Source organism: Bacillus sp. FJAT-28004, assembly GCF_001280845.1.
Taxonomy (GTDB): Bacteria; Bacillota; Bacilli; order Paenibacillales; family Paenibacillaceae; genus Pristimantibacillus.
The window spans coordinates 1,970,253-1,989,912 of the sequence record NZ_LGHP01000001.1 but is presented as its reverse complement, the minus strand read 5'-3'; the positions used below and the strand labels follow the sequence as shown (position 1 = coordinate 1,989,912).

The 19,660-nt window shown below is 43.8% G+C and carries 26 protein-coding genes; 3 read left to right on the top strand and 23 right to left on the bottom strand.

The genetic code is table 11. The annotated features are described in order from the left end of the window. Positions 1-22: 22 nt before the first annotated feature. The 20 genes from AC787_RS08400 to AC787_RS08310 all read right to left on the bottom strand — a co-directional run bounded on the left by AC787_RS08400 (position 23) and on the right by AC787_RS08310 (position 14,569). Complete coding sequence (locus AC787_RS08400; protein WP_054024365.1) at positions 23-319, bottom strand: 2Fe-2S iron-sulfur cluster-binding protein; 297 nt, start codon at positions 317-319, stop codon at positions 23-25. Positions 320-374: 55 nt separating this feature from the next. Beyond that, positions 375-554, bottom strand: a complete 180-nt coding sequence (locus AC787_RS08395; RefSeq protein ID WP_054024364.1) for a DUF2768 family protein — start codon at positions 552-554, stop codon at positions 375-377. Positions 555-690: 136 nt separating this feature from the next. Continuing rightward, positions 691-966, bottom strand: coding sequence for a stage VI sporulation protein F (locus AC787_RS08390; protein WP_054024363.1), 276 nt, complete (start codon positions 964-966; stop codon positions 691-693). An 81-nt stretch (positions 967-1,047) separates the two neighbouring features. Next, a complete protein-coding gene (locus AC787_RS08385) occupies positions 1,048-2,058 on the bottom strand; it encodes an NAD(P)H-dependent glycerol-3-phosphate dehydrogenase (RefSeq protein ID WP_054026972.1) in 1,011 nt (336 codons plus the stop codon). A gap of 34 nt (positions 2,059-2,092) precedes the next feature. Continuing rightward, positions 2,093-2,689, bottom strand: a complete 597-nt coding sequence (gene plsY, locus AC787_RS08380) for a glycerol-3-phosphate 1-O-acyltransferase PlsY (protein WP_054024362.1) — start codon at positions 2,687-2,689, stop codon at positions 2,093-2,095. A 12-nt stretch (positions 2,690-2,701) separates the two neighbouring features. Beyond that, positions 2,702-4,024: a ribosome biogenesis GTPase Der gene (gene der / locus AC787_RS08375; protein ID WP_054024361.1), complete on the bottom strand. Its 1,323-nt coding sequence runs from the start codon at positions 4,022-4,024 to the stop codon at positions 2,702-2,704. A 77-nt stretch (positions 4,025-4,101) separates the two neighbouring features. Continuing rightward, complete coding sequence (locus AC787_RS08370; protein ID WP_054024360.1) at positions 4,102-4,281, bottom strand: capping complex subunit for YIEGIA; 180 nt, start codon at positions 4,279-4,281, stop codon at positions 4,102-4,104. Further along, positions 4,274-5,191: a YIEGIA family protein gene (locus tag AC787_RS08365; protein ID WP_054024359.1), complete on the bottom strand. Its 918-nt coding sequence runs from the start codon at positions 5,189-5,191 to the stop codon at positions 4,274-4,276. Before AC787_RS08365 ends, AC787_RS08370 begins: the two co-directional genes overlap by 8 nt. Beyond that, the gene (locus AC787_RS08360; RefSeq protein WP_054024358.1) at positions 5,191-5,835 is read right to left on the bottom strand and encodes a hypothetical protein; all 645 of its coding nucleotides are present in this window, start codon (positions 5,833-5,835) and stop codon (positions 5,191-5,193) included. Before AC787_RS08360 ends, AC787_RS08365 begins: the two co-directional genes overlap by 1 nt. A gap of 98 nt (positions 5,836-5,933) precedes the next feature. After that, complete coding sequence (gene rpsA / locus AC787_RS08355; protein WP_054024357.1) at positions 5,934-7,169, bottom strand: 30S ribosomal protein S1; 1,236 nt, start codon at positions 7,167-7,169, stop codon at positions 5,934-5,936. A gap of 81 nt (positions 7,170-7,250) precedes the next feature. After that, on the bottom strand, positions 7,251-7,829 hold the full coding sequence (locus AC787_RS08350; protein ID WP_054024356.1) for a lysophospholipid acyltransferase family protein: 579 nt from the start codon (positions 7,827-7,829) through the stop codon (positions 7,251-7,253). Positions 7,830-7,832: 3 nt separating this feature from the next. Next, positions 7,833-8,531, bottom strand: a complete 699-nt coding sequence (gene cmk, locus AC787_RS08345) for a (d)CMP kinase (protein WP_054024355.1) — start codon at positions 8,529-8,531, stop codon at positions 7,833-7,835. Positions 8,532-8,672: 141 nt separating this feature from the next. Continuing rightward, positions 8,673-8,870 (bottom strand): hypothetical protein, encoded by a 198-nt coding sequence (locus AC787_RS08340; RefSeq protein WP_054024354.1) that lies wholly within the window; start codon positions 8,868-8,870, stop codon positions 8,673-8,675. Positions 8,871-8,922: 52 nt separating this feature from the next. Then, positions 8,923-9,576: a flagellar brake protein gene (locus AC787_RS08335; RefSeq protein ID WP_054024353.1), complete on the bottom strand. Its 654-nt coding sequence runs from the start codon at positions 9,574-9,576 to the stop codon at positions 8,923-8,925. 58 nt (positions 9,577-9,634) lie between these two features. Next, the gene (ypeB, locus tag AC787_RS08330) at positions 9,635-10,990 is read right to left on the bottom strand and encodes a germination protein YpeB (RefSeq protein WP_054024352.1); all 1,356 of its coding nucleotides are present in this window, start codon (positions 10,988-10,990) and stop codon (positions 9,635-9,637) included. A gap of 103 nt (positions 10,991-11,093) precedes the next feature. Further along, positions 11,094-11,255 carry a hypothetical protein gene (locus AC787_RS34425; protein WP_162839304.1) on the bottom strand — a complete coding sequence of 54 codons (162 nt, stop codon included), beginning with the start codon at positions 11,253-11,255 and terminating at the stop codon, positions 11,094-11,096. A 74-nt stretch (positions 11,256-11,329) separates the two neighbouring features. Then, the gene (gene prsW / locus AC787_RS08325) at positions 11,330-12,025 is read right to left on the bottom strand and encodes a glutamic-type intramembrane protease PrsW (RefSeq protein ID WP_054024351.1); all 696 of its coding nucleotides are present in this window, start codon (positions 12,023-12,025) and stop codon (positions 11,330-11,332) included. Positions 12,026-12,040: 15 nt separating this feature from the next. Next, the gene (locus tag AC787_RS08320; RefSeq protein WP_054024350.1) at positions 12,041-13,291 is read right to left on the bottom strand and encodes a Glu/Leu/Phe/Val family dehydrogenase; all 1,251 of its coding nucleotides are present in this window, start codon (positions 13,289-13,291) and stop codon (positions 12,041-12,043) included. A 135-nt stretch (positions 13,292-13,426) separates the two neighbouring features. Beyond that, the gene (locus AC787_RS08315; protein ID WP_054024349.1) at positions 13,427-14,041 is read right to left on the bottom strand and encodes a genetic competence negative regulator; all 615 of its coding nucleotides are present in this window, start codon (positions 14,039-14,041) and stop codon (positions 13,427-13,429) included. A 204-nt stretch (positions 14,042-14,245) separates the two neighbouring features. Further along, positions 14,246-14,569: a hypothetical protein gene (locus tag AC787_RS08310; protein ID WP_054024348.1), complete on the bottom strand. Its 324-nt coding sequence runs from the start codon at positions 14,567-14,569 to the stop codon at positions 14,246-14,248. A 177-nt stretch (positions 14,570-14,746) separates the two neighbouring features. On the opposite strand from AC787_RS08310, the gene AC787_RS08305 reads away from it, so the two are divergent. Continuing rightward, the gene (locus AC787_RS08305; RefSeq protein WP_054024347.1) at positions 14,747-15,601 is read left to right on the top strand and encodes a polysaccharide deacetylase family protein; all 855 of its coding nucleotides are present in this window, start codon (positions 14,747-14,749) and stop codon (positions 15,599-15,601) included. Here the strand turns inward: AC787_RS08305 and AC787_RS08300 are convergent. Both AC787_RS08300 and AC787_RS08295 read right to left on the bottom strand, forming a co-directional pair. Then, positions 15,591-15,824 (bottom strand): hypothetical protein, encoded by a 234-nt coding sequence (locus AC787_RS08300; protein ID WP_054024346.1) that lies wholly within the window; start codon positions 15,822-15,824, stop codon positions 15,591-15,593. The genes AC787_RS08305 and AC787_RS08300 overlap by 11 nt on opposite strands. Continuing rightward, positions 15,821-16,414, bottom strand: a complete 594-nt coding sequence (locus AC787_RS08295) for a CPBP family intramembrane glutamic endopeptidase (RefSeq protein WP_054024345.1) — start codon at positions 16,412-16,414, stop codon at positions 15,821-15,823. Before AC787_RS08295 ends, AC787_RS08300 begins: the two co-directional genes overlap by 4 nt. A 110-nt stretch (positions 16,415-16,524) precedes the next feature. Between AC787_RS08295 and AC787_RS08290 the strand changes: the two genes are divergently transcribed. Then, on the top strand, positions 16,525-17,445 hold the full coding sequence (locus AC787_RS08290) for a hypothetical protein (RefSeq protein ID WP_054024344.1): 921 nt from the start codon (positions 16,525-16,527) through the stop codon (positions 17,443-17,445). A gap of 21 nt (positions 17,446-17,466) precedes the next feature. On the opposite strand, the gene AC787_RS08285 is transcribed toward AC787_RS08290, so the two are convergent. Beyond that, positions 17,467-17,793 carry a rhodanese-like domain-containing protein gene (locus tag AC787_RS08285; protein WP_054024343.1) on the bottom strand — a complete coding sequence of 109 codons (327 nt, stop codon included), beginning with the start codon at positions 17,791-17,793 and terminating at the stop codon, positions 17,467-17,469. Between the two features lie 240 nt (positions 17,794-18,033). On the opposite strand from AC787_RS08285, the gene serA reads away from it, so the two are divergent. After that, positions 18,034-19,626, top strand: coding sequence for a phosphoglycerate dehydrogenase (gene serA, locus AC787_RS08280; protein ID WP_054024342.1), 1,593 nt, complete (start codon positions 18,034-18,036; stop codon positions 19,624-19,626). Positions 19,627-19,660: the final 34 nt, after the last annotated feature.

Below are 19,660 nucleotides of genomic sequence, written 5' to 3'. Positions count from 1 at the left end.
TCCTTCATCAGTAGCTTTTGCATTAAAAATAGGGCTTGTTGGCAGCAGATATTTTCGCATCTGCGTTTTTGACTAAAGCCTGGCAGCCAAGCCGGTACCCTTCTTCAAACTCTTCCGGCTCAAGACGATCCCATTCCTCATCTGTAATGCCTTCAAGCTGATCCATGCCTTCCGTTACCAAGCAGCGGCACCGCGCACAAGTACCTCTCGCACAGGAGAAACTCCAATCAATCTCATGCTTAAGCGCATGGTCAAGCAGCGACAAGCCTTCTTCCGCTTTTACAACTGCTGTTTTGGTTCTACCCTTCAATTCAATCATTGTATGTCAAAATCTCCCTTTTGTTAGTGAACGACCGTCCCCTATGTAGTTTGAGTTAAATAATGGATATAAGTCCGCATACAAACCCAATGATTAGAACGATAAATGCAATCAACGATAAAACAAATTTCACTGCGCCTTTCGTTTTTAAACGAGCAAACGTAATTAAAAGGGCCGCAATCGCCATCATCCCAATGCCGAATAGCGAAACCCACATTTTTGTCATAGCATCCATAGAAATTCCATTCTCCTAATCTATATCATAATGAATTCTCACCCATTATAACATCGCACAAAAAAAAGGACAAAAGCTGACAGAGCACTTTGCCGAATAAAACATTCGGAACGCTCTTCGCTTTTGCCGTTTTTTTTTATTTTTTTATCATCATTTTCATGAGTGCTTCCATATTGCTAGCGCTCATGCCACTGGCTTTGACAGCTCTAACGATATCATTGACCGTCGAATCCGTAACCTTTACCTTAGCCACTTCCGACACTTGCTTAATCAGCTTGCGAAGCTCAGCTTCGTCTGTCATTGTCTCTGCTGTGACTCCGCTGGCAAGCTTTTTGACTGAGCTCTCGGAAATCCCCTTGCCAGTCTTTTTGTTAATCGAATTGAGAATGTCCTTGGAAAAATCCCTCGCCATACTCTACACCTCCAGCATGCGCATGTGTATTGCTCCATGCATCATATGAGAAGGACAGAAATTTGGTGTAGGCGCTGGTCCTTAGCCTAACTCTTCGATTTCATGCGTGCGCAGCCTGCCCATCAGATGCTCAACAGCTGTTCTAGGCGCCTTGTTCGCGAATAATACCTCGTATAACTGAAACGTGATCGGCATTTCAACATCGTACTCTTTCGCTAAACGATAAGCCGCACGCGTCGTTCGAACACCTTCTACGACCATTCCCATACGAGTGAGCACATCATCTAGAGGTGTCCCATCTGCAAGCATATAACCTGCTCGCCAATTACGGCTGTGCTTGCTCGTGCAAGTAACAACAAGGTCTCCAACGCCAGCAAGGCCTGCAAAAGTGAGCGGATTCGCCCCCATAGCCGTACCGAGTCTGCTGATCTCCGCTAACCCGCGAGTAAGTAATGCAGCCTTAGCGTTGTCGCCAAAATGAAGTCCATCCGTCAAGCCTGCTCCTAACGCAATAATGTTTTTGATCGCTCCTGCCACTTCCACGCCTACGACATCTGGATTCGTATAAACTCGGAAATGAGTATTCATGAGCGCATCCTGAGCTTGCTCTGCTGCTTTCAAGTCAGCAGAAGCAACAACTACCGTAGTCGGCTGCTTCAAAATAACTTCTTCGGCGTGACTTGGTCCTGACAACACGACAAGCTGTTCAAGCGGTCGACTGAGCTCTTCAGCGAGTACGGTTGTCATACGCTTCATCGTATCTGTTTCAAAGCCTTTTGTTGCATGAACAACAAGCGTCTCGTCAGATAAGTACGCCGCAGCTTGCTTGGCTACCTCGCGCATAGCACCAGAAGGCGCAACGAACAAGGCGATCTCTGCGCCCTGAAGCGCATGCTTCATATCCGTAGTTGCATGAATGAGCTCAGGCAATTGAACGCCAGGCAAAAACTTACTATTCTCATGGTTGCGATTAATGTCATCTGCCTGTTCGCTGCTGCGCGTCCAAAGCTTTACATGATAACCATTATTCGCGAGTACAGAAGCAAGAGCAGTGCCCCAGCTTCCCGCTACCAGCACTGCCGCATTTTTCATTGTTGATGAATCCAGCATTGTCATGCGACGCTCACTACCCTTTCTTTGCACCTAACTTGTTTTCCGTTCCTTGGAACAGCTTTACAATATTCGTCCGATGACGTACGAATGCGAAGATACATATCAGAAGACTTGCACTTAGTAAAGGGACCGAAAAATAAAAGAAAGTAATAAATAATGGCGTTAAAGCAGCAAACAATAATGAGCCGAGTGATACGTATCTGGTCAAAGCGATTGTCGCAATGGCGATGACACCAGCACAAAGGGCAGGCAAGAAAGCAAGGGTCGCAATAACCCCTACGGTCGTTGCAATGCCTTTGCCTCCTTTAAAACGGAACCAAATGGGCCAGTTATGTCCTATAATTGCGGCTAAACCGCATAAAACTGGAATCCAATCGTTTTCACTTAGAGCGCGGCCGATAAATACAGCTGCTACTCCTTTGCCGATATCGAGTAAAAACACTAGTAAGCCCGGCCCTTTGCCGAGCACCCTGAGTGTATTCGTAGCACCTGCGTTTCCGCTTCCGTGCTGACGTATATCGATGCCTTTCACCCATTTGGCAATAACGATGCTAAATGAAATTGAGCCTAACAAATAGCTTAAAGCAACCGCGATTACTTCATATAACAAGCTACTTCTCCCCTAATCTTCTTCGGACTTACGACGCGAGAATATGCGTATAGGTGTCCCCTCAAAATTAAATGCAGCACGAATTTTATTTTCCAAATAGCGCTCATACGAGAAATGCATAATTTCCGGATCATTCACAAAAACAACAATCGTCGGAGGTTTGATCGCTACTTGTGTAACATAGTTAATGCGCAGACGTTTACCTTTGTCAGACGGTGGCGGATTAATGGCTACAGCATCCGAAACGACATCATTAAGAAGATGAGTCTGAATACGCATAGCGTGCTGATCCGATACATGCTTCACGACAGGCAAAAGCTTATGCAAACGCGTTTTGGTTAGTGCCGATAAATAAACGATCGGTGCATAAGACATGAACAAGAAATGATCGCGAATATTTTGCGAGAAATTTTGCATAGTTTTCTCGTCTTTATCGACAACATCCCACTTATTCACTACAAATATGGATGCTTTTCCTGCTTCATGAGCATAACCAGCGATATGCTTGTCCTGCTCAATGATACCTTCTTCTCCGTTAATCAGGACAAGCACAACATCTGCGCGTTCAATGGCTTTCATCGCACGCATTACGCTGTATTTCTCTGTAGACTCATACACCTTGCCGCGTTTGCGCATACCAGCTGTATCAATCAACACATAACGTTGCCCGTCACGCTCGAACGGTGTATCAATAGCGTCACGAGTCGTACCCGCAACATTGCTTACAATTACACGATCCTCACCAAGCAATGCATTTACGAGAGATGATTTACCAACATTCGGGCGTCCGATCAAAGCGACACGAATGACATCCTCATCATATCCATCGTCTGTTTGTTCAGGCAGCAGCTCAACCGCAGCGTCAAGCAAATCTCCAATACCTAGTCCATGCGAGCCGGAAATAGCGATTGGTTCACCAAAGCCAAGTCCATAAAACTCATAAACTTCATCCATGCGGCCATGATTATCAACTTTATTAACTGCAAGCACAACGGGCTTGCCCGAACGGAATAGCATTTGAGCAACTTCATCATCCGCATGCGTCAAGCCTGTTTTCGCATCCGCCATAAAGATAATTACATCTGCTTCTTCAATTGCGAGTTCAGCCTGCATACGAACAGATTTCATAATTTCATCTTCGCCATCGATTTCAATACCGCCAGTATCAATGATGCTGAACGGTTTTCCATTCCATTCTCCGGTGCCATAAAGTCTGTCACGAGTGACACCCGGTTTATCCTCAACAATTGCTAGACGGTCGCCGATGACCCGATTAAAAATCGTGGATTTCCCCACATTCGGACGACCGACAATAGCGATAACGGGTCTTGCCATGTTTGTTTTCCACTCCTTCAAAAATACTCACGCTATCCATCATAGCAAAAAAGTACGTTCTTGGCTAACTTTTCATATTATCGATGATTGACCAATATGATTGTGCCGTTCTTCAAATCATGTGCGCTCGCATCCAAAATCTTCTCGAGCAGAAACGAGGTTTGTTCCAATTTTTCTACATTTTCCGCGATAAAAATAGGAGCGCCGCCACTAACCGCATCCGCATGAATGGATACTACAGCTAAGATCTCAGCCATTTCCCTCTGCCCCTTTCTTGTTGACAGATGCTTCTGTCGGCATACGGACGGCAGATTCCAATATCGGTACACGCAGAATAACCGCTTTGCCTTTATCTGCATCAAGCTCCTGCGGCAAAATAAATACAGCTAATCGACCGTCCTTCATATCGAGCTTAGCCATAGGTATTAAAGCGGGCTCGCCGTCGTCGCGATAAACCCCTAGAATCGTTGCCAAATCATAAAGAATAGCTTGCCGCTGACCAAGATTGCTTATAGTAACCTTGCCGTTCGAATTGTAAGGAGTCAAAATAAACCCCATTCCACGCGCTGCGATTATTTCTTGATTGCTCTTCAAACCCACGTTCATAATATAAACGTTATCAACAAACAAATCAGGCCCATCCACGCGAACCTCAGCTGCCTGCACGGCTGCAATATGAGAAATAGCTTTTCCTGATTTAAGCTTCTCAACAATCAAAAGCGATATAACACCAGCTATCATACCTACCCATATATTAACTAATATCCCAAATAAACATGTCAGTAGTGCCGTCATAATGACTAAGTAATTTCGCCCTTCAAAAACCATGGCGATTCCTTCAATATATGTCGAACCACGCCCCACCAACTCCATACTGTCGATTTTCGTCAACGTTTCGCGTTCCATTTTTCGCACATCTCTAAATTGCTGCGCGGCTAATGTAAGAAAGGTTATCGCTGTATAGTCCTTGTTAAATAACGCCGGAACAGCGACCGCACCTAATGCAGCCGCAATTACGCCTAGTGAAATATGAATGATGCGACCATGTGGATATGTTGGGTACTGTCGATAGTCGGTTCTCAGCATGAGCAAGCGTGAAATGATCCCAAAGGAGATACCAAGAAGAACGCCAACCAAATATTTATTTTCGACGAGAAAATGCTGCATTAAGATGGACGCCCTCCTTTAAGATGCCATAGAATTATGCTAAGCTTTGAAAACCCTATCCGAACCGATTTTAACAGCATTCTGCACAACATTGCTGTCGCCATGGCAATCCAAAAGCTGTCCCACCAAGCTAAATTACCGATGTGGGCCGTGTAAGCACCAACTTGAAGGGCAGCATTTAACGTCTCCCCAAGAACAGCGCCCCATACGATCATTCCGAATTGATGCTTTACATTCGAGGTAAATGCACCGCAAAAAATTCCACAAAGCAATGGAGCATCCCAGCTAGGATCAAACCAATGAAATACAGGATCAAAACTATACATTTTGCGAATAAAGCCCCAAATGACGGCAAGCATTAATGTGCACAATATTAAATACCCTATATAGCTCCAATCCTCTTTATTCACAAAACCGAGTATGCCAACCACCAATAATAAACAAATACTAATATGAAGCTCGACCTGAATATGTCCTTGAAATGGCTTCAACCAAAACGAGACGCTCAGCAGCGCGATAATCGCGATACCAAGAAGCGACAACATACGACGGCTAATATCGGGGGCCAGATATGGCTTCCAGCCTGTCACAATGAGAATAAACATAATAATCATAATCCAAATTGACATATATCCGGGATTCAACGATATCTCACCTCTTGTACCCCCTATTATGCTCCAAAAAAAAAGAGCTATTCCTGCGATGTTTCGCAGAAATAGCTCTTTTTTGTATATAAAAAGTATTATTTAAGGTTTTTAAGCTTGTCGCCGAAACGCTCTGCAAGTGAGTAGCTCATGCTCTCGTTGCTCAAGCTAACGTTCGGATTATCGATTTTCTCGATTTTTGGAGAGCGTGGAGCTCTATCCGGTCTAGCGCTAGGAGCTGCTTGTTCAGGAGCTTCTTCTGTTTCTTTGATGCTTAGGCTAACACGTTTTTCAGCAGGGTTGAAGTCAAGTACTTTCGCTTGAACTTCTTGGCCTTCTTGAAGAACTTCGTTAGGTGTTGCGATATGACGGTGCGCGATTTGCGAGATGTGAACAAGACCTTCTACGCCCGGAGCGATTTCAACGAAAGCGCCGAATGGAACAAGGCGGCGAACAGTACCAGTTACGATATCGCCAATTGCGAATTGACCACCTGCAGAATCCCAAGGACCTGGTTGAGCAGCTTTCAAGCTTAGGCTAATTTTCCCAGCAGCTGGATCAACTTTAAGTACTTTTACGCGAACGGCTTGACCTTCAGAAACAACATCTTTCGGATGTGCAACATGCTGCCACGAAAGCTCAGATACGTGAACTAGGCCGTCAATTCCACCGATATCAACAAAAGCGCCGAATGGTGTAAGGCGTTGAACTGTACCATCAAGTTCTTGACCAACTTCAAGAGCAGCAATAACTTCTTTTTTGCTTGATTCGAACTCAGCGTCAAGTACTTCTTTTTGAGACAAGATTACTTTGTTGTTCTCACGATCGATTTCTTTGATCTTCACGCGAAGCGTGCGACCTTTGTAATCGGAGAAATCTTCAACGAAGTGACGCTCAACCATCGATGCTGGAATGAATCCGCGAACGCCAACATCAGCAACAAGTCCGCCTTTCACAACGTCAGCAACGGCAACTTCAAATACTTCGCCGCTCTCAAAACGTTTTTCAAGAACATCCCATGCTTTCTCGCCGTCAACTTGACGTTTTGAAAGTACAAGTTTTTCTTTCTCGTCGTCGATGCTTATAACTTTAAGCTCAACCTCTTGACCGATTTGAACAGCGTCCGCTGCGTTTTCAATCTGCACTGCAGAAAGCTCACGAACCGGAATAACACCGTCATATTTATATCCAAGGCTTACATAAGCTTGGTTATCTTCGATTTTGACGATCGTACCTTTAACGGAATCGCCTTTTTTCAAAGACACGAAATTATCCAAAGCGTCTTGGCTTACTTCTTCCGCCACGGATTCTTGCACATTAGTTTCTTCTGACATTGAAATAACCTCCTCAGTTCATACCCCAACTTTATTTAAATCCGCAAGCGCCTAGAGCGAAAGCAGCATTTAAAACATAAATTAACGATTGTTTGCAGCTAACTCGCGAATGCGAGCCATAATGGCGTCTGTTACTTGTTCAAGCATATCTGGTGATGATTCCTCAATAATTGCAGTAAGATCAATAGGCTTGCCGTAACATACGATTATTTTGCTAAATGGTTTATATTTGCCGACAATGGCAACAGGCACTACTGCCGCGCCGCTTCGAACAGCAATCATGGCCGCGCCCTTCTTGGCTGCTCCTGACTGATTGTTGCGTGAGCCTTCTGGGAAAATACCCATTACATTGCCTTCTTTTAGCAATGTGATCGCAGACTTGATTGCGTCCTTGCTCACACCGCCGCGTTTGACCGGAAAAGCGCCAAACGAACGAATAAGAGGTCCAAAAACGGGAACTTTGAACAATTCCTCTTTCGCCATAAAATAAACCTTGCGTTTCACCTTGACGCCTACAGTAGGCGGATCAAAGTTACTTAAATGATTGGAAGCTAGGACAACTGGTCCGTCGGCAGGAATATTTTCCGTGCCTCTTGCCTCTAATCGAAATAACACCGTGTAAATCACACGCAGGAGAAACCTAAAAATAAGATATGACATAGTTTACTTCGCCTCCGCCATTTTGGTTCGGCTTAATTTCACAATTGCGTTAATTACTTCGTCAATTGTCATGGCGGTGCTGTCGAGAACAATAGCATCTGCCGCGCATATTAGCGGTGAGATTTCACGTTGCTCGTCCAAACGATCGCGTTCTGCGATCTCCGCTTCCAATTCGGCAAGCGTAATGGTTTGGGTATCCACTATTTCACGGTAACGGCGAAGTGCCCGTTCCTTAACGGATGCAGTCAGAAAAATTTTCAACTCCGCATTAGGGAGCACATGTGAACCGATATCCCGGCCATCCATAACGACACCCTTACGCTCTGCAAGCTTGCGCTGCAAGTTGCCTAGAACTTCGCGTACCGTTTCATTCGCAGCAATATGAGACACTTGAAGCGTCACTTCACGCGAGCGAATCAATGAAGTTACATTTTCCCCATTCACAAATACCGACTGACCTTGTTCACCTGGCTCAAGCTCAATCTCTAAAGATTTTACTAGTTCAGCAAGTTCGGCTGTCTGGTCCACCTTTACTCCTGCTCGCTGGGCGCTGAGTGTTACTGCGCGATACATCGAGCCCGTATCGATATACACATAGCCAAGCTGCTCGGCGACTTTTCGCGCAACCGTGCTCTTGCCCGCGCCTGCCGGCCCGTCAATTGCAATGTTGATACGGTTGCTGTCACCTTCGTGATGCACCACTTAAGGTCAACCCCCTTTTAGTAGAGACGGCTGGCCGAATGCATGTAAGAATGCGACGCAAACCTCTCAAGAAAAAAGCAGGCTTTGCCTGCGAACGTGAAAATTATACCACACTATATACGCAGATGCAAAAGCTGAGCGTCAGTTCATATGGGTTCCTTCCCACTGATCCACGCCCGTAAGCCAATATCTAACCGTATCATTTTGCAATGCTGCCTGTGAGCATACAAGTATAATTACTAGCGTAATGATGATTTTCTTCAACACACTGCTTACTTCATCAGTAAGTTTAATCATTTTTTTACGGCTAGTTTTTTTATGTAATGGATTTCGTATCACATGGATACCCCTTCCTCTTTTTGGGTAGTTTTCCATATTTAACGAATGTTATTCAACGATTGCGATATTCCAGCTGCTTCTCAAAGCAATATCTGATAACCTTCTGCCGTTCTGAATCATTTATACTCGCATATTTAATCATTGCCTGCTTCCTACCAGACTCAAGCTGGACAACCCGTACGACTTCTCCACGGAAAAAAGCATGTTCAATGACACCGTTCTTAAAAGGGACAAGCAACCAGCACTCTAGTAATTGTTCTGGTGCAATCTGCCACTTCCCATCACAAATAAACGAGATTCCTCCACCGCCAACATCATCGGTTTCACAAACGAATCTGATGTGGCTAGACATTTTGACCGCTATATCGAGTTCAGCTGATACCCGCAAAAAGCTGCGCCGCTGTACCTTCGTAATGCGTTCCAATTCAGGCCTGCGGATTTTTATAAGCCTTACGCCATCCTCTTTGAAACCAAGCACATGTGAATCAAAATAATTTTTTATGCCATCCTCAGATACAAAATATACAGAAAGCTCATCTCCTAAGAAAAGACGCTTGTACCTTCCTGATTTCTCGCTGATTGGAACCTCTATTAGTAAGCCGTCCTCTTGCTCATCGGCAATACGGGACTTGTATTCAATCGCTGCTTCCTCTTCGTCTGAAGATGCGATCTGATAGTACAGCATTTGGTTCACTTTTGGCAACAAATTGACTCCCCCCATTTACATGTCATTATAACACGTCGATTTGAGGGGAGCCATATCGTTATTTGTCAGAAACTGCCTTGGAATCGCTGTGAGACATCTCCTCAATCGATTCTTCCATGCCGGTTTCTGAATTTATATATATGCGATAGATAGAGCCATTCATCTTACCCGTATATTCGTAACACAGGACTTCATTGCCTAAATCGTTAAAAATCAGCGCCATTTGCTCAGTCTGAACTTTCATATCTGGATTTAGCGCCTTCCGGGCATCTGCTTTTGTGATCGTTGGACTTGGAATCTTGCGAGTGTGATGTTGAAATACATAATCATTAGCTTGCAAGCCTACAGTTTGTCCTTTATCAAGCGCTACTTTAACAGTCAGTTTATCTGGGTAAATAAGAACCCCGTCCTGCAAGCCTACATAAGTAAACGCACCTGTGTTTTGGTACATATCGTAGCTGATAGCCTTCATATCCTTAAATCCATGTTTTTTCAGGAAGGAATCTGCTGAAGCCTTCGCCTCTTCAAAGTTCACTTTACGTTCTCCGATATCACGAGAATTCATAAAGTAGAGAAGCTGTCCGCCCTTTTTCGAAAAATCCATTTGAAGCTTATTTTCTTTGCCTTCTTTCACATTTGCTGAGAACGAAGCATATTCTGTTCCCTTTGCATTTTCAACGACGCGAATGTCGGCATTCGGAACGTCAATAAACTTCGCCGCTTCTTTTTTAATATCATCTTCGGTCATCATTTTTCCGCCAAGCATCTTAATATTACGTTTCTGATACATACTGCTTACAGACGGACCCCAATTGATTTCTGGATATTCACTTACCTTTTTGTCTACCGACCTAAAGCCGTCAACGATAACGTTAGGATTGCTTGCATTTTTAGACGCCATTGCGATTTCAGCGTCCATCCAGCGCAAACGGTTGTTCAGTACATCCTTTTGCATCGCTGACAAATCCTTCGATATTTCCTCTGAATTCGTGTAGAGTGTCTTGAGCGTCTTGAATTCATCAGGTGTAAGCGGCTGCTTCGTCAAATCACGAACAGACGTCTTGTATGCGAAGTTTCCAATGCGCGACAAGAAGTCTTCCGCCTCATTGAAAGGAAGCATCGAAACGGGAAGCTGGTTGATCTCATTTTGTGCTTGGCTCGTTAAGCGCCATACATTTACAAGCCCCTTACGATGAAAAGCTTGAGAAGTGGAGTTAACAGCAAGCGTGTTGCCTAACTGCTGATGCAGCTGTTCGACATGGTTAGTCAAATCGTGGAACGCTCGTTGATACTGGTTTTCAGCTTTTATCAAAATCGCGTTTTTCTCTTGTTGCTCCTGATAGCCCCAGTAGGCAGCGCCAATAAAGAGCACGGTCATAATGGGAAATAGAATTGAACTGAGTCGACGGTACATAATACAAAAGCTCCTTTCTTGTGCAAAACCTGGTTTTAGTTTGGTTTGCCCAAGGGAGCTTTATGCATCCATCTATTTATTTGTCATTGCTACATGTATTTCCCTAAAATACGCTATGCTCTTCAATTTCAAGGTCATTCGCATTATTGCAAATGCATTGCTTAAATCCGGTATCAACAGAATTCTTTTCTCTGCGTCCGCGAAGCACAAATTTTTCTCCGCATAAGTTACATCTGATCGTTACCTTTATTCTTGCAGCCTCCATAAGCCCCTCCTCAGCCATTATTCGAATGCCATCGTTTCAGGCATTACAATATAATGTAAGTATGGACGGATGAGCTACAGTTTAATCTCATCTTCGCGGATCAGAAATCGAAAGGGTGACCGTGCATTCGCATGATGCATTTTGCGCAAACCCCATATCCAAAGCACGATCATAAACGGAATGATAAAATACATCCAATTTGTACGCAACGTAATCATGATCCAATCGTAAGTACCATGTAGAAGTAATGGAAGCAAAAGCGATATGCCTAAAAAGTAGACAGTTTTGTTCTTTGGAGCAAACTTTGCTTTACCTAAATAATAGCCCATCATTATACCGAACAAGGCATGCCCGGAAACAGGTAGCAGCGCCCTTACGAGAAGTGTGCCGAAAGTTGCTGGCGAGTATATCGCATACAAAACATTCTCAAGCGTCGCGAAGCCAAGTGATATCGCTGACGCATACACAATTCCGTCATAAGGCTCGTCAAATTCGGTATGGTTGTAAATGACATGATACAGTACGAACCATTTCACGAATTCTTCAACGCCTGCGGACTCGCCAAAGGCGAAAACAAACGAATGATCACCCAGCCAAATCTGAAGCCCACGTTGTATAACCATGATCGGTACAACAACTAGCATGCCGAGTACAAACATTCTAATCACCATATGGATAGGCTCAGCTTCATATCGATCCCTTAAATATAAATAAGTAAGCAGCGAGACGCCAGGCGCAACAGCCGCAGTCAAAACAGAAAACAACAGCATTCTTCCCCTACTTTCTTACACCCAGCCGCGATAGCGAACAGCTTCAGCCAGTTTCCGAACACCGGCCATATAAGCAGCAAGACGCATATCTACCTTACGGGTGCGGTGTATTTCATACACTTGGTTGAAACCTCTAATCATCATAATCTTCAGCTTATCATCCACTTCTTGCTCATCCCAATAATAGCCTTGATTATTTTGTACCCATTCAAAGTAAGACACGATGACTCCGCCGCTGCTAGCGAGAACATCCGGAATGAGTAAAATGCCCCTATCCGACAAGATCCGCGTAGCTTCCAGTGTCGTTGGACCATTCGCAGCTTCTACAACGATGGTTGCTTTTAAGTTATGAGCATTTTGTTCCGTGATTTGATTCTCGATCGCAGCAGGAACAAGCACATCACATTCGAGCTCAAGCAGCTCCGCATTCGTTATTGTATTCGTAAACAAGTTCGTCACATTGCCAAAAGAATCTCGACGATCAAGCAAATATTCGATATCGAGTCCTTCATCATTATACAACGCCGCGTTCACATCGGATATACCTATCACACGCGCACCGGCCTCATGCATGAATTTGGCAAGATAACTTCCCGCATTTCCAAAGCCTTGAATGACGATTCGCGCATCTTTTATATCAATATTTTTCAAGTTCAACGCCTCTTGGATCATAATAACGACCCCTCGGGCAGTAGCTGTCTCTCTTCCCTTGGAACCTCCTAGTACGAGCGGTTTTCCTGTAATAAAACCCGGAGAATCAAATTCACGAATGCGACTATACTCGTCCATCATCCAGGCCATAATCTGTGAATTAGTCATCACATCAGGCGCAGGAATATCTTTGCTTGGTCCTACAATTTGGCTGACCGCCCGCACATACCCCCGGCTTAAACGTTCAATTTCCCTGAAAGACATCGTTCTTGGATCACAAATAACGCCGCCTTTACCACCGCCGTATGGCAGATCAGCAATTCCGCATTTCAGACTCATCCAAATAGACAACGCCTTAACCTCATTTTCGGAGACAGCTGGATGAAAACGGACACCGCCCTTAGTTGGCCCTACCGCATCATTATGCTGTGCGCGATATCCCGTGAACACTTTTGTTGTACCATCATCCATTCGAACTGGAATACGAACGGTCAGGAGTCGCAATGGCTCCTTCAATAGGTCAATCATATCTTGATCATAGCCAAGCCTTCGCAGCGCTTCTTCAATTACAATTTGAGTAGAATACAAAACATCGTTTGCTTCTTTATCACTCATTCCATTCACCGCCTTTGTCTACATCTAATATGAACGCCTTTCCCTTCGGGTATTCCATTATTATGGCAGAAATAAGCAAGAAGAGCATCTTACAGACAAAATCAGCCTGCAGATGCTCTATCCAAGTACATTTGATTAAAATGTAAAATGATTACATATTTCCCTTACCGCTGCTTCGGGCATAATCACTTTTCCGTACTCTTCCAGCATGGCATAGGTTACCGATGTTGCTTCTCCATACTCAGCAAGCAATGCAATAACAGCATTATGTCTTGAAGCCTCAATAAGAGCCGGCTCCAACGCTAATATATATTTGCCATGATAGGAGTACAATCGTCCGTCTTCTGTAAGTGTAGAGCTAAGCAATTGCTTGCAAACGGAAATGACATCCTCAAAATCGCGGAAAGAGTACATCACAACGTCGCTTTGCTCAAGCGTCACTTCCATTTCGTATATTTCGTCTTCCGTGTCGTCATCTTCGGTTGGCCTATCGCCTGCATGACTGTTCATTTTGCCACGGGTGACAATCACTACCATACCTTGTGCGGGGAGGGCAAACACTTCGACCGCTAATGGGCCGCTGGCATCGAATCCAAGTTCACTATATGCTTGATCCATCATTTCGCTGAATAGTTCGTGTACTTTTGGAATTTCGCGCCACATGTCGTCCTTCTGGATCCCCCGTTCCAGCAGGTCGTCGAACGTCAGGAAAATCCGTATCTTATCCTGGCTCAGTCGTTCGATTTTCATGACAGGATCCTCCTCTGCAGCATCTGTTGTAATAGCGTATGAATTTTAAACAAAGATGTGATCAAATTGACCAAATCATGCTATGTAACTACTTTATCATTTCTTTTCATCGAATGCACTATTTAATGAACGAAAAAAAGAATCGTTTGATCGCATCGCATTTCTGCTTTGCGTCCCTACGATTCTGCATTCTTGCTGCATAAATTAGTGGGCAATCGCTGACGATTCCGCCTTGATCTTGTCCGCTTCCTTTTTTAATGCGGGATCACTATTCACAATAGCCTCAATTTGTCCCCAAGCGGCTTCGGATTTTACGGCGGTATCGTCTGAATGCTTTGGGGATAGCGCAGACGCATTTTGATTCATGGATTTACTCATCATTTTTGCAACAGATTTACGAGCAACAGTGGAACAAACATCCGAAAACGCATTAGCTGCCCATGACACTGCTCCAGGTCGTCTGCGCGAGACATAAACCGTTGCTGCAGCGCCAATTAATCCACCGACTAAAAAGCCACTTAACTTCATGATCGCGAACACCTCTTTCCTAGTTCATCTTGCGTATTCAGGTGTTAGTGTGACCGACAACCAGAGCCCTCATTCCTTATAAAATAAGGAAATCATCCTTATCCTTCTATTAGGCAAATATGATACAATGATGTCGTTTAAGCAGTATTTACATCAAAATTATGGAGGGCAAACATCATGAAGCGTAACCTGCCAATAATCATTCTGCTTCTCGGGTCGCTTCTTACGGCCTGCAGTTCGCAGCAGCAAAACGAGAGTCAGCAGGCTTCAACTGAAGCCACAGACACCGCAGCAAACGAGTCAGCTCAAATCTCAACTCCCGCAGCTAGCGAAGAACCATCCATTACGAGTGAGGAACCGGCTCCTCCCCCTTCTAATGATAAGAAAGCGAACATTGCAACACTTTATCGTATGAGCGAGTCCTATCGCTTCGCTCCGATTGAGGAAACTACAACGAGCAAAGTTGTTTTGCTTACATTTGATGACGGTCCAAAAGATGAAGCCATCTTAACCAGCATGCTCGATACCTTGGATAAACATAAAGCTAAAGCGATTTTTTTCGTAAACGGCTATCGGGTTAAACAAAATCCCAATCTGTTGAAGCTCATTGATGAACGAGGACAAACGATCGGCAACCACTCCTGGGACCATATCAATTTGAAAAATGAATCTAAAGAAGTCGTTGAGCAGCAGATTGGGGATGTTCAAACGGAGATCGAAGCCTTAATAAGCAAAAAACCATTATTTTTCCGACCGCCTTACGGCTCTGGCGGAGATATCGTCAAGGAAATTGCAAAAAACCACGGCATGCTTTACATGACGTGGTCAAATGGTTCCCTAGATTGGGATAAAACGGCCAAAAACAAGCCTGATGTAGTCATCAAAAATGTACTGGAGCAGCTGCACCCCGGCGCCAACATTCTTATGCACGAGCTGCAGTGGACTTCCGATGCTCTCGATGAATTGCTCACTGCTTTAGAAAAAAAAGGCTACGGATTCATAGATCCAGCCACCATTGAGATCATTCAGTAAATTTCAAACCATACCAAAAAAGTCCGCCAACCAAGCTTACAAACAACAGGAACAATAAATTATAATAAAATTTCGTAATCCTGTTCATTTGCGTTGAATGTTTCCTTCGCCTAGGCGGCAGAGCTTCTTCTTGATTGGAATCCGTTCCGATGATGGACGGCTCTGCCGTCCCTTCACGATGTCCTGATACTCTCGGACTTCCAAACTTTTCTTTCCTGCTCATGACTCCCTCCTGAATCTTATAATTAAACCCATTATGAAATCGATCAGAAAATGTGCAATAATTGGTGCCCAAATCGTACCTGACTCCATATAAATCCAACCTAAACCATAACTAATTGAAAAAACAAGACCGGTTGGAATCCAATGTTTTAAATATCTTACATGAATAGTAGCAAAAATTATACTTGTCCAATAGGGACCAATGGCATGCTGAATCGCTCCACGAAAGAGTAGTTCCTCACAAATTGCTACAACTAAGGAAATAACTGCAATATGCCAAACTTTCCGCGTCCGAAAAATACGATCATTTACTCCGCCATCATCACTTGCTTCTTCAGGCACAAAACGTGAAATAAGTAGATCAACCACAATTACAGCAGCTGCCAAGCCCACACCCCAATAAACAAAAGCTAGCTCTTTTGGGGGTGTAAAAATAGCAAATACATTTTGATGCTGAAATAAAACCCATATTAAACCGATAATAAAAGTAACCGCTTGAGTGGTGTATAAATTGATTAACAACATGCGGTCATCAAGGTCATCTACTGAAACCTTGCGAATGCGAATATTTCGAATATCAAACTTTTTCATAGCTTCCCGCCTGTCTGGACCGATCATATTTTCTTTTTCGACCTTTTCACCTATACTGGTAGAACAAATCGACAGCATAATTTTTTACATAGAAGGAGATAGAGATCGAGATGGAAAAAAAATTAACGACAAACGCAATGTTATTTAGTGTTGGATTTGTATTCTTGCTTATTTGTACGGTAGGTGCCTTTTTCTACGGTATACAAATTGGAACTGAAAAGACAGAAGCCAAATATGTGAAGGAAGCAAATAGCGCAAAAACAACAACCGCTTCAGCAACTCCTTATCAGCAACAAGACTTGGTATCTTTCTATCATACTGTATTTTTGCCTTATCGTGAATTTCAAAACGAATGGTTCGCAGCCATGAACAAATTATCGCAAGGAAAATCAATTGAAGCAACTTCTATGTTTAAGGATTTAGCAAGACTTGCGAGTGCCAAAGCAAATGAAGTAAGCTCGATCAATATGCAAAAATCTCCACTGCTCGGACAAGCGCAGGTTAGTTACATACGAAGTCTAAAACTATTTAATGAGGCAGCAAGCAAAGGCGCGACAAGCGCCAAAAAATTAACCTTCAATGAATTGAAGAAAAATGTCGAACAAGATAAATCCTATTTATCAGCCGCTCAATTCGCATTAAACGCGCAGCAAGCTTATTATTCAGCAATGCTCAAATGGTCAGCAACGGTAGATCTTGATATTCCTTCTGAATATAAGGCTCCTTCACTGCTGGAACTATCCGAATGGAAAAATCTCAGTATAACCATTAAAAACAAGCTGATGGCTGACCAGCTAATGACACGCAAAAAACTTACAGCCTATTATCCACAGGATTTAACTAGTCGAGTAGATGAACTCGTTCTCTCTGGTCAAGCAACAAAATTAAAACTTCATACGGTTTCAGCTGTAGTGGATCTCCTTATCAATACAGAAGCCGTTCGCTCAGGAGATTTTAGTGAAAGTAAATCACGTCTCTACCAGCAGACGCTTCTGCCGCAGCTGCCGTTTTTCTATCCAGAAATGAATTAATAAGTGACTCAATTGCAATAATTAATCATATTGAAATCCTTTTAATGAGGCTATAGCCGCCATCCCACCGGTAACGTTGTGAAGGCTGCTATAGCCTTTTTCTTCTAAGTAATTGCAAACCGCTACACTTCGTACGCCATGTGCGCAAATGATATAAATTGGCGCCGTATCATCAAGTTCTTGCAACCGTACAGGCAGCGTATTCATTGGAATTAATTTTGAAGTTTCCAAATGATAAAACTCCCATTCAAAATCTTCTCTTACATCTATGATTTGACTTGCTTCTACTTGTCCATGCTCCAGCAGATCAAGCAAAAATTGCGGTGTCACATCATGCCATTTTGTCATGTATAAAGACCTCCAATGTCGTAATTTGTTGCTTATGATGCTTGAATCATAACGAAATTTTCACAATTCAGCAAGTTTGAGGATTGCTTTTGTCCGCCACCTTGCATTAAAATAGAAAAGTCTAAGTTCGATGATCAAACTCTCGTCCCGCTGCTGCACAACGGTGCCGGGTAGAGGGTTTTTCTGTTCATATTAAGCGAAGCCTTCAAGCTTCGCCCCATTTTAGGAGGCATACTTCACATGTTTAAAGTGTTAGTTTCCGATCCAATCAGCGATTTGGGCATTCAGCAGCTTGTTGATGCGTCAGATGTCGCAGTCGACAAAAAACCTGGACTCAGCGAAGACGAATTAGTTGCCATTATTGGCGAATACGATGCGTTGCTGGTACGTAGTCAAACACGTGTTACTGCAAAAATTATGGAAGCTGGCAAACAGCTAAAAGTAGTTGGTCGTGCAGGCGTTGGCGTCGATAATATTGACCTAGACGCAGCAACACAACGTGGTATCATCGTTATCAATGCACCAGACGGCAACACAATCACGACTTGTGAGCATACTTTTGCTATGATGATGGCGGTCGCTCGTCACATTCCACAAGCGTACATGAAAACCGTTAATGGAACATGGGATCGCAAATCCTTCCTAGGCGTAGAGCTTCGCGGCAAAACACTAGGTGTCCTCGGAATGGGACGTATCGGTAGTGAAGTTGCCAAGCGCGCAAAAGCCTTCGGCATGGAAATTTTGGGTTATGATCCGTTTATGACAGAAGAAAGAGCAACAAAAATCGGTGTGAAGCTTGCTAGCGTGGATGAAATTGTTAGAGGTGCAGATTTCATGACTGTTCATACACCTTTAACACCTGAAACTCGTCATATGATCGGCAAAGCTCAGTTTGAAGTTATGAAGCCTGGTATGCGTATTGTAAACTGCGCACGCGGCGGCATCATCGATGAGATCGCTTTGGTTGATGCAGTGGATGCTGGTATCGTTGCTGGCGCGGCATTCGACGTTTTCGAAGTAGAGCCTCCTGCTAATGATCATCCTTTCTTGACACATCCAAAAATTATCGTAACACCACATCTTGGCGCCTCCACTGTTGAAGCACAAGAAAACGTTGCGATTGACGTTTCGGAGCAAGTGCTTCATATTCTCCGCAGCGAGCCATTCATAAATGCTGTAAACATGCCGCCAATCCCGGCAAACCTGCAAAGCATTCTACAGCCATACTTTACACTTGGCGAGAAGCTTGGCAACTTTATTGCACAATCTACTGAAGGTGCAGTTACGGAAATCGTGGTTGGTTATGCTGGTGAGCTTGCAGAAGTGGATACTAACCCACTTACTCGTTATATCGTTCGTGGCGTTCTTGCGCACCATCTTGGCTCTGAGCAGGTTAATGTCGTTAACTCATTGCACCTTGCGAAAGTACGCGATGTAAACATCGTTATCCAAAAATCGCATGCTTCGAAAGACTTTACGAATCTTGTAACGGTGTCGCTTCGTACGAAAAAAGAAGAACGTGTTGTTTCCGGCACATTGCTCACTGGATACGGACCTCGTATTGTACAAATCGACAAGTTCCCAGTTGATGTAACACCTGAAGGAAACCTAATTCTAATCTCGCACAACGATAAGCCTGGTATTATCGGACGTGTTGGAACACTTCTTGGCAACAATGATGTTAACATTGCAACGATGCAAGTAGGTCGTCAGCTTGTTGGCGGCTCCGCTATTATGGTTCTTAGAGTTGATAAAGCAACACCTAAAGAAGTGCTTGAACAGCTTACAAGTATGCCTGAGCTAAACACAGCAAAAGAAATTACTCTTTTTTAAATAAATTTGCTTAAAATGTACAAAAAGAGCCTGC

Bases quoted from the DNA above. Each gene is read 5' to 3' on its own strand.
- AC787_RS08400 (WP_054024365.1), bottom strand. From the start codon at position 319: ATGATTGAATTGAAGGGTAGAACCAAAACAGCAGTTGTAAAAGCGGAA.
- AC787_RS08395 (WP_054024364.1), bottom strand. From the start codon at position 554: ATGGATGCTATGACAAAAATGTGGGTTTCGCTATTCGGCATTGGGATG.
- AC787_RS08390 (WP_054024363.1), bottom strand. From the start codon at position 966: ATGGCGAGGGATTTTTCCAAGGACATTCTCAATTCGATTAACAAAAAG.
- AC787_RS08385 (WP_054026972.1), bottom strand. From the start codon at position 2,058: ATGAAAAATGCGGCAGTGCTGGTAGCGGGAAGCTGGGGCACTGCTCTT.
- der (WP_054024361.1), bottom strand. From the start codon at position 4,024: ATGGCAAGACCCGTTATCGCTATTGTCGGTCGTCCGAATGTGGGGAAA.
- AC787_RS08370 (WP_054024360.1), bottom strand. From the start codon at position 4,281: ATGGCTGAGATCTTAGCTGTAGTATCCATTCATGCGGATGCGGTTAGT.
- AC787_RS08365 (WP_054024359.1), bottom strand. From the start codon at position 5,191: ATGCAGCATTTTCTCGTCGAAAATAAATATTTGGTTGGCGTTCTTCTT.
- rpsA (WP_054024357.1), bottom strand. From the start codon at position 7,169: ATGTCAGAAGAAACTAATGTGCAAGAATCCGTGGCGGAAGAAGTAAGC.
- AC787_RS08350 (WP_054024356.1), bottom strand. From the start codon at position 7,829: ATGTCATATCTTATTTTTAGGTTTCTCCTGCGTGTGATTTACACGGTG.
- ypeB (WP_054024352.1), bottom strand. From the start codon at position 10,990: ATGTACCGTCGACTCAGTTCAATTCTATTTCCCATTATGACCGTGCTC.
- AC787_RS34425 (WP_162839304.1), bottom strand. From the start codon at position 11,255: ATGGAGGCTGCAAGAATAAAGGTAACGATCAGATGTAACTTATGCGGA.
- prsW (WP_054024351.1), bottom strand. From the start codon at position 12,025: ATGCTGTTGTTTTCTGTTTTGACTGCGGCTGTTGCGCCTGGCGTCTCG.
- AC787_RS08320 (WP_054024350.1), bottom strand. From the start codon at position 13,291: ATGAGTGATAAAGAAGCAAACGATGTTTTGTATTCTACTCAAATTGTA.
- AC787_RS08315 (WP_054024349.1), bottom strand. From the start codon at position 14,041: ATGAAAATCGAACGACTGAGCCAGGATAAGATACGGATTTTCCTGACG.
- AC787_RS08310 (WP_054024348.1), bottom strand. From the start codon at position 14,569: ATGAAGTTAAGTGGCTTTTTAGTCGGTGGATTAATTGGCGCTGCAGCA.
- AC787_RS08305 (WP_054024347.1), top strand. From the start codon at position 14,747: ATGAAGCGTAACCTGCCAATAATCATTCTGCTTCTCGGGTCGCTTCTT.
- AC787_RS08300 (WP_054024346.1), bottom strand. From the start codon at position 15,824: ATGAGCAGGAAAGAAAAGTTTGGAAGTCCGAGAGTATCAGGACATCGT.
- AC787_RS08295 (WP_054024345.1), bottom strand. From the start codon at position 16,414: ATGAAAAAGTTTGATATTCGAAATATTCGCATTCGCAAGGTTTCAGTA.
- AC787_RS08290 (WP_054024344.1), top strand. From the start codon at position 16,525: ATGGAAAAAAAATTAACGACAAACGCAATGTTATTTAGTGTTGGATTT.
- AC787_RS08285 (WP_054024343.1), bottom strand. From the start codon at position 17,793: ATGACAAAATGGCATGATGTGACACCGCAATTTTTGCTTGATCTGCTG.
- serA (WP_054024342.1), top strand. From the start codon at position 18,034: ATGTTTAAAGTGTTAGTTTCCGATCCAATCAGCGATTTGGGCATTCAG.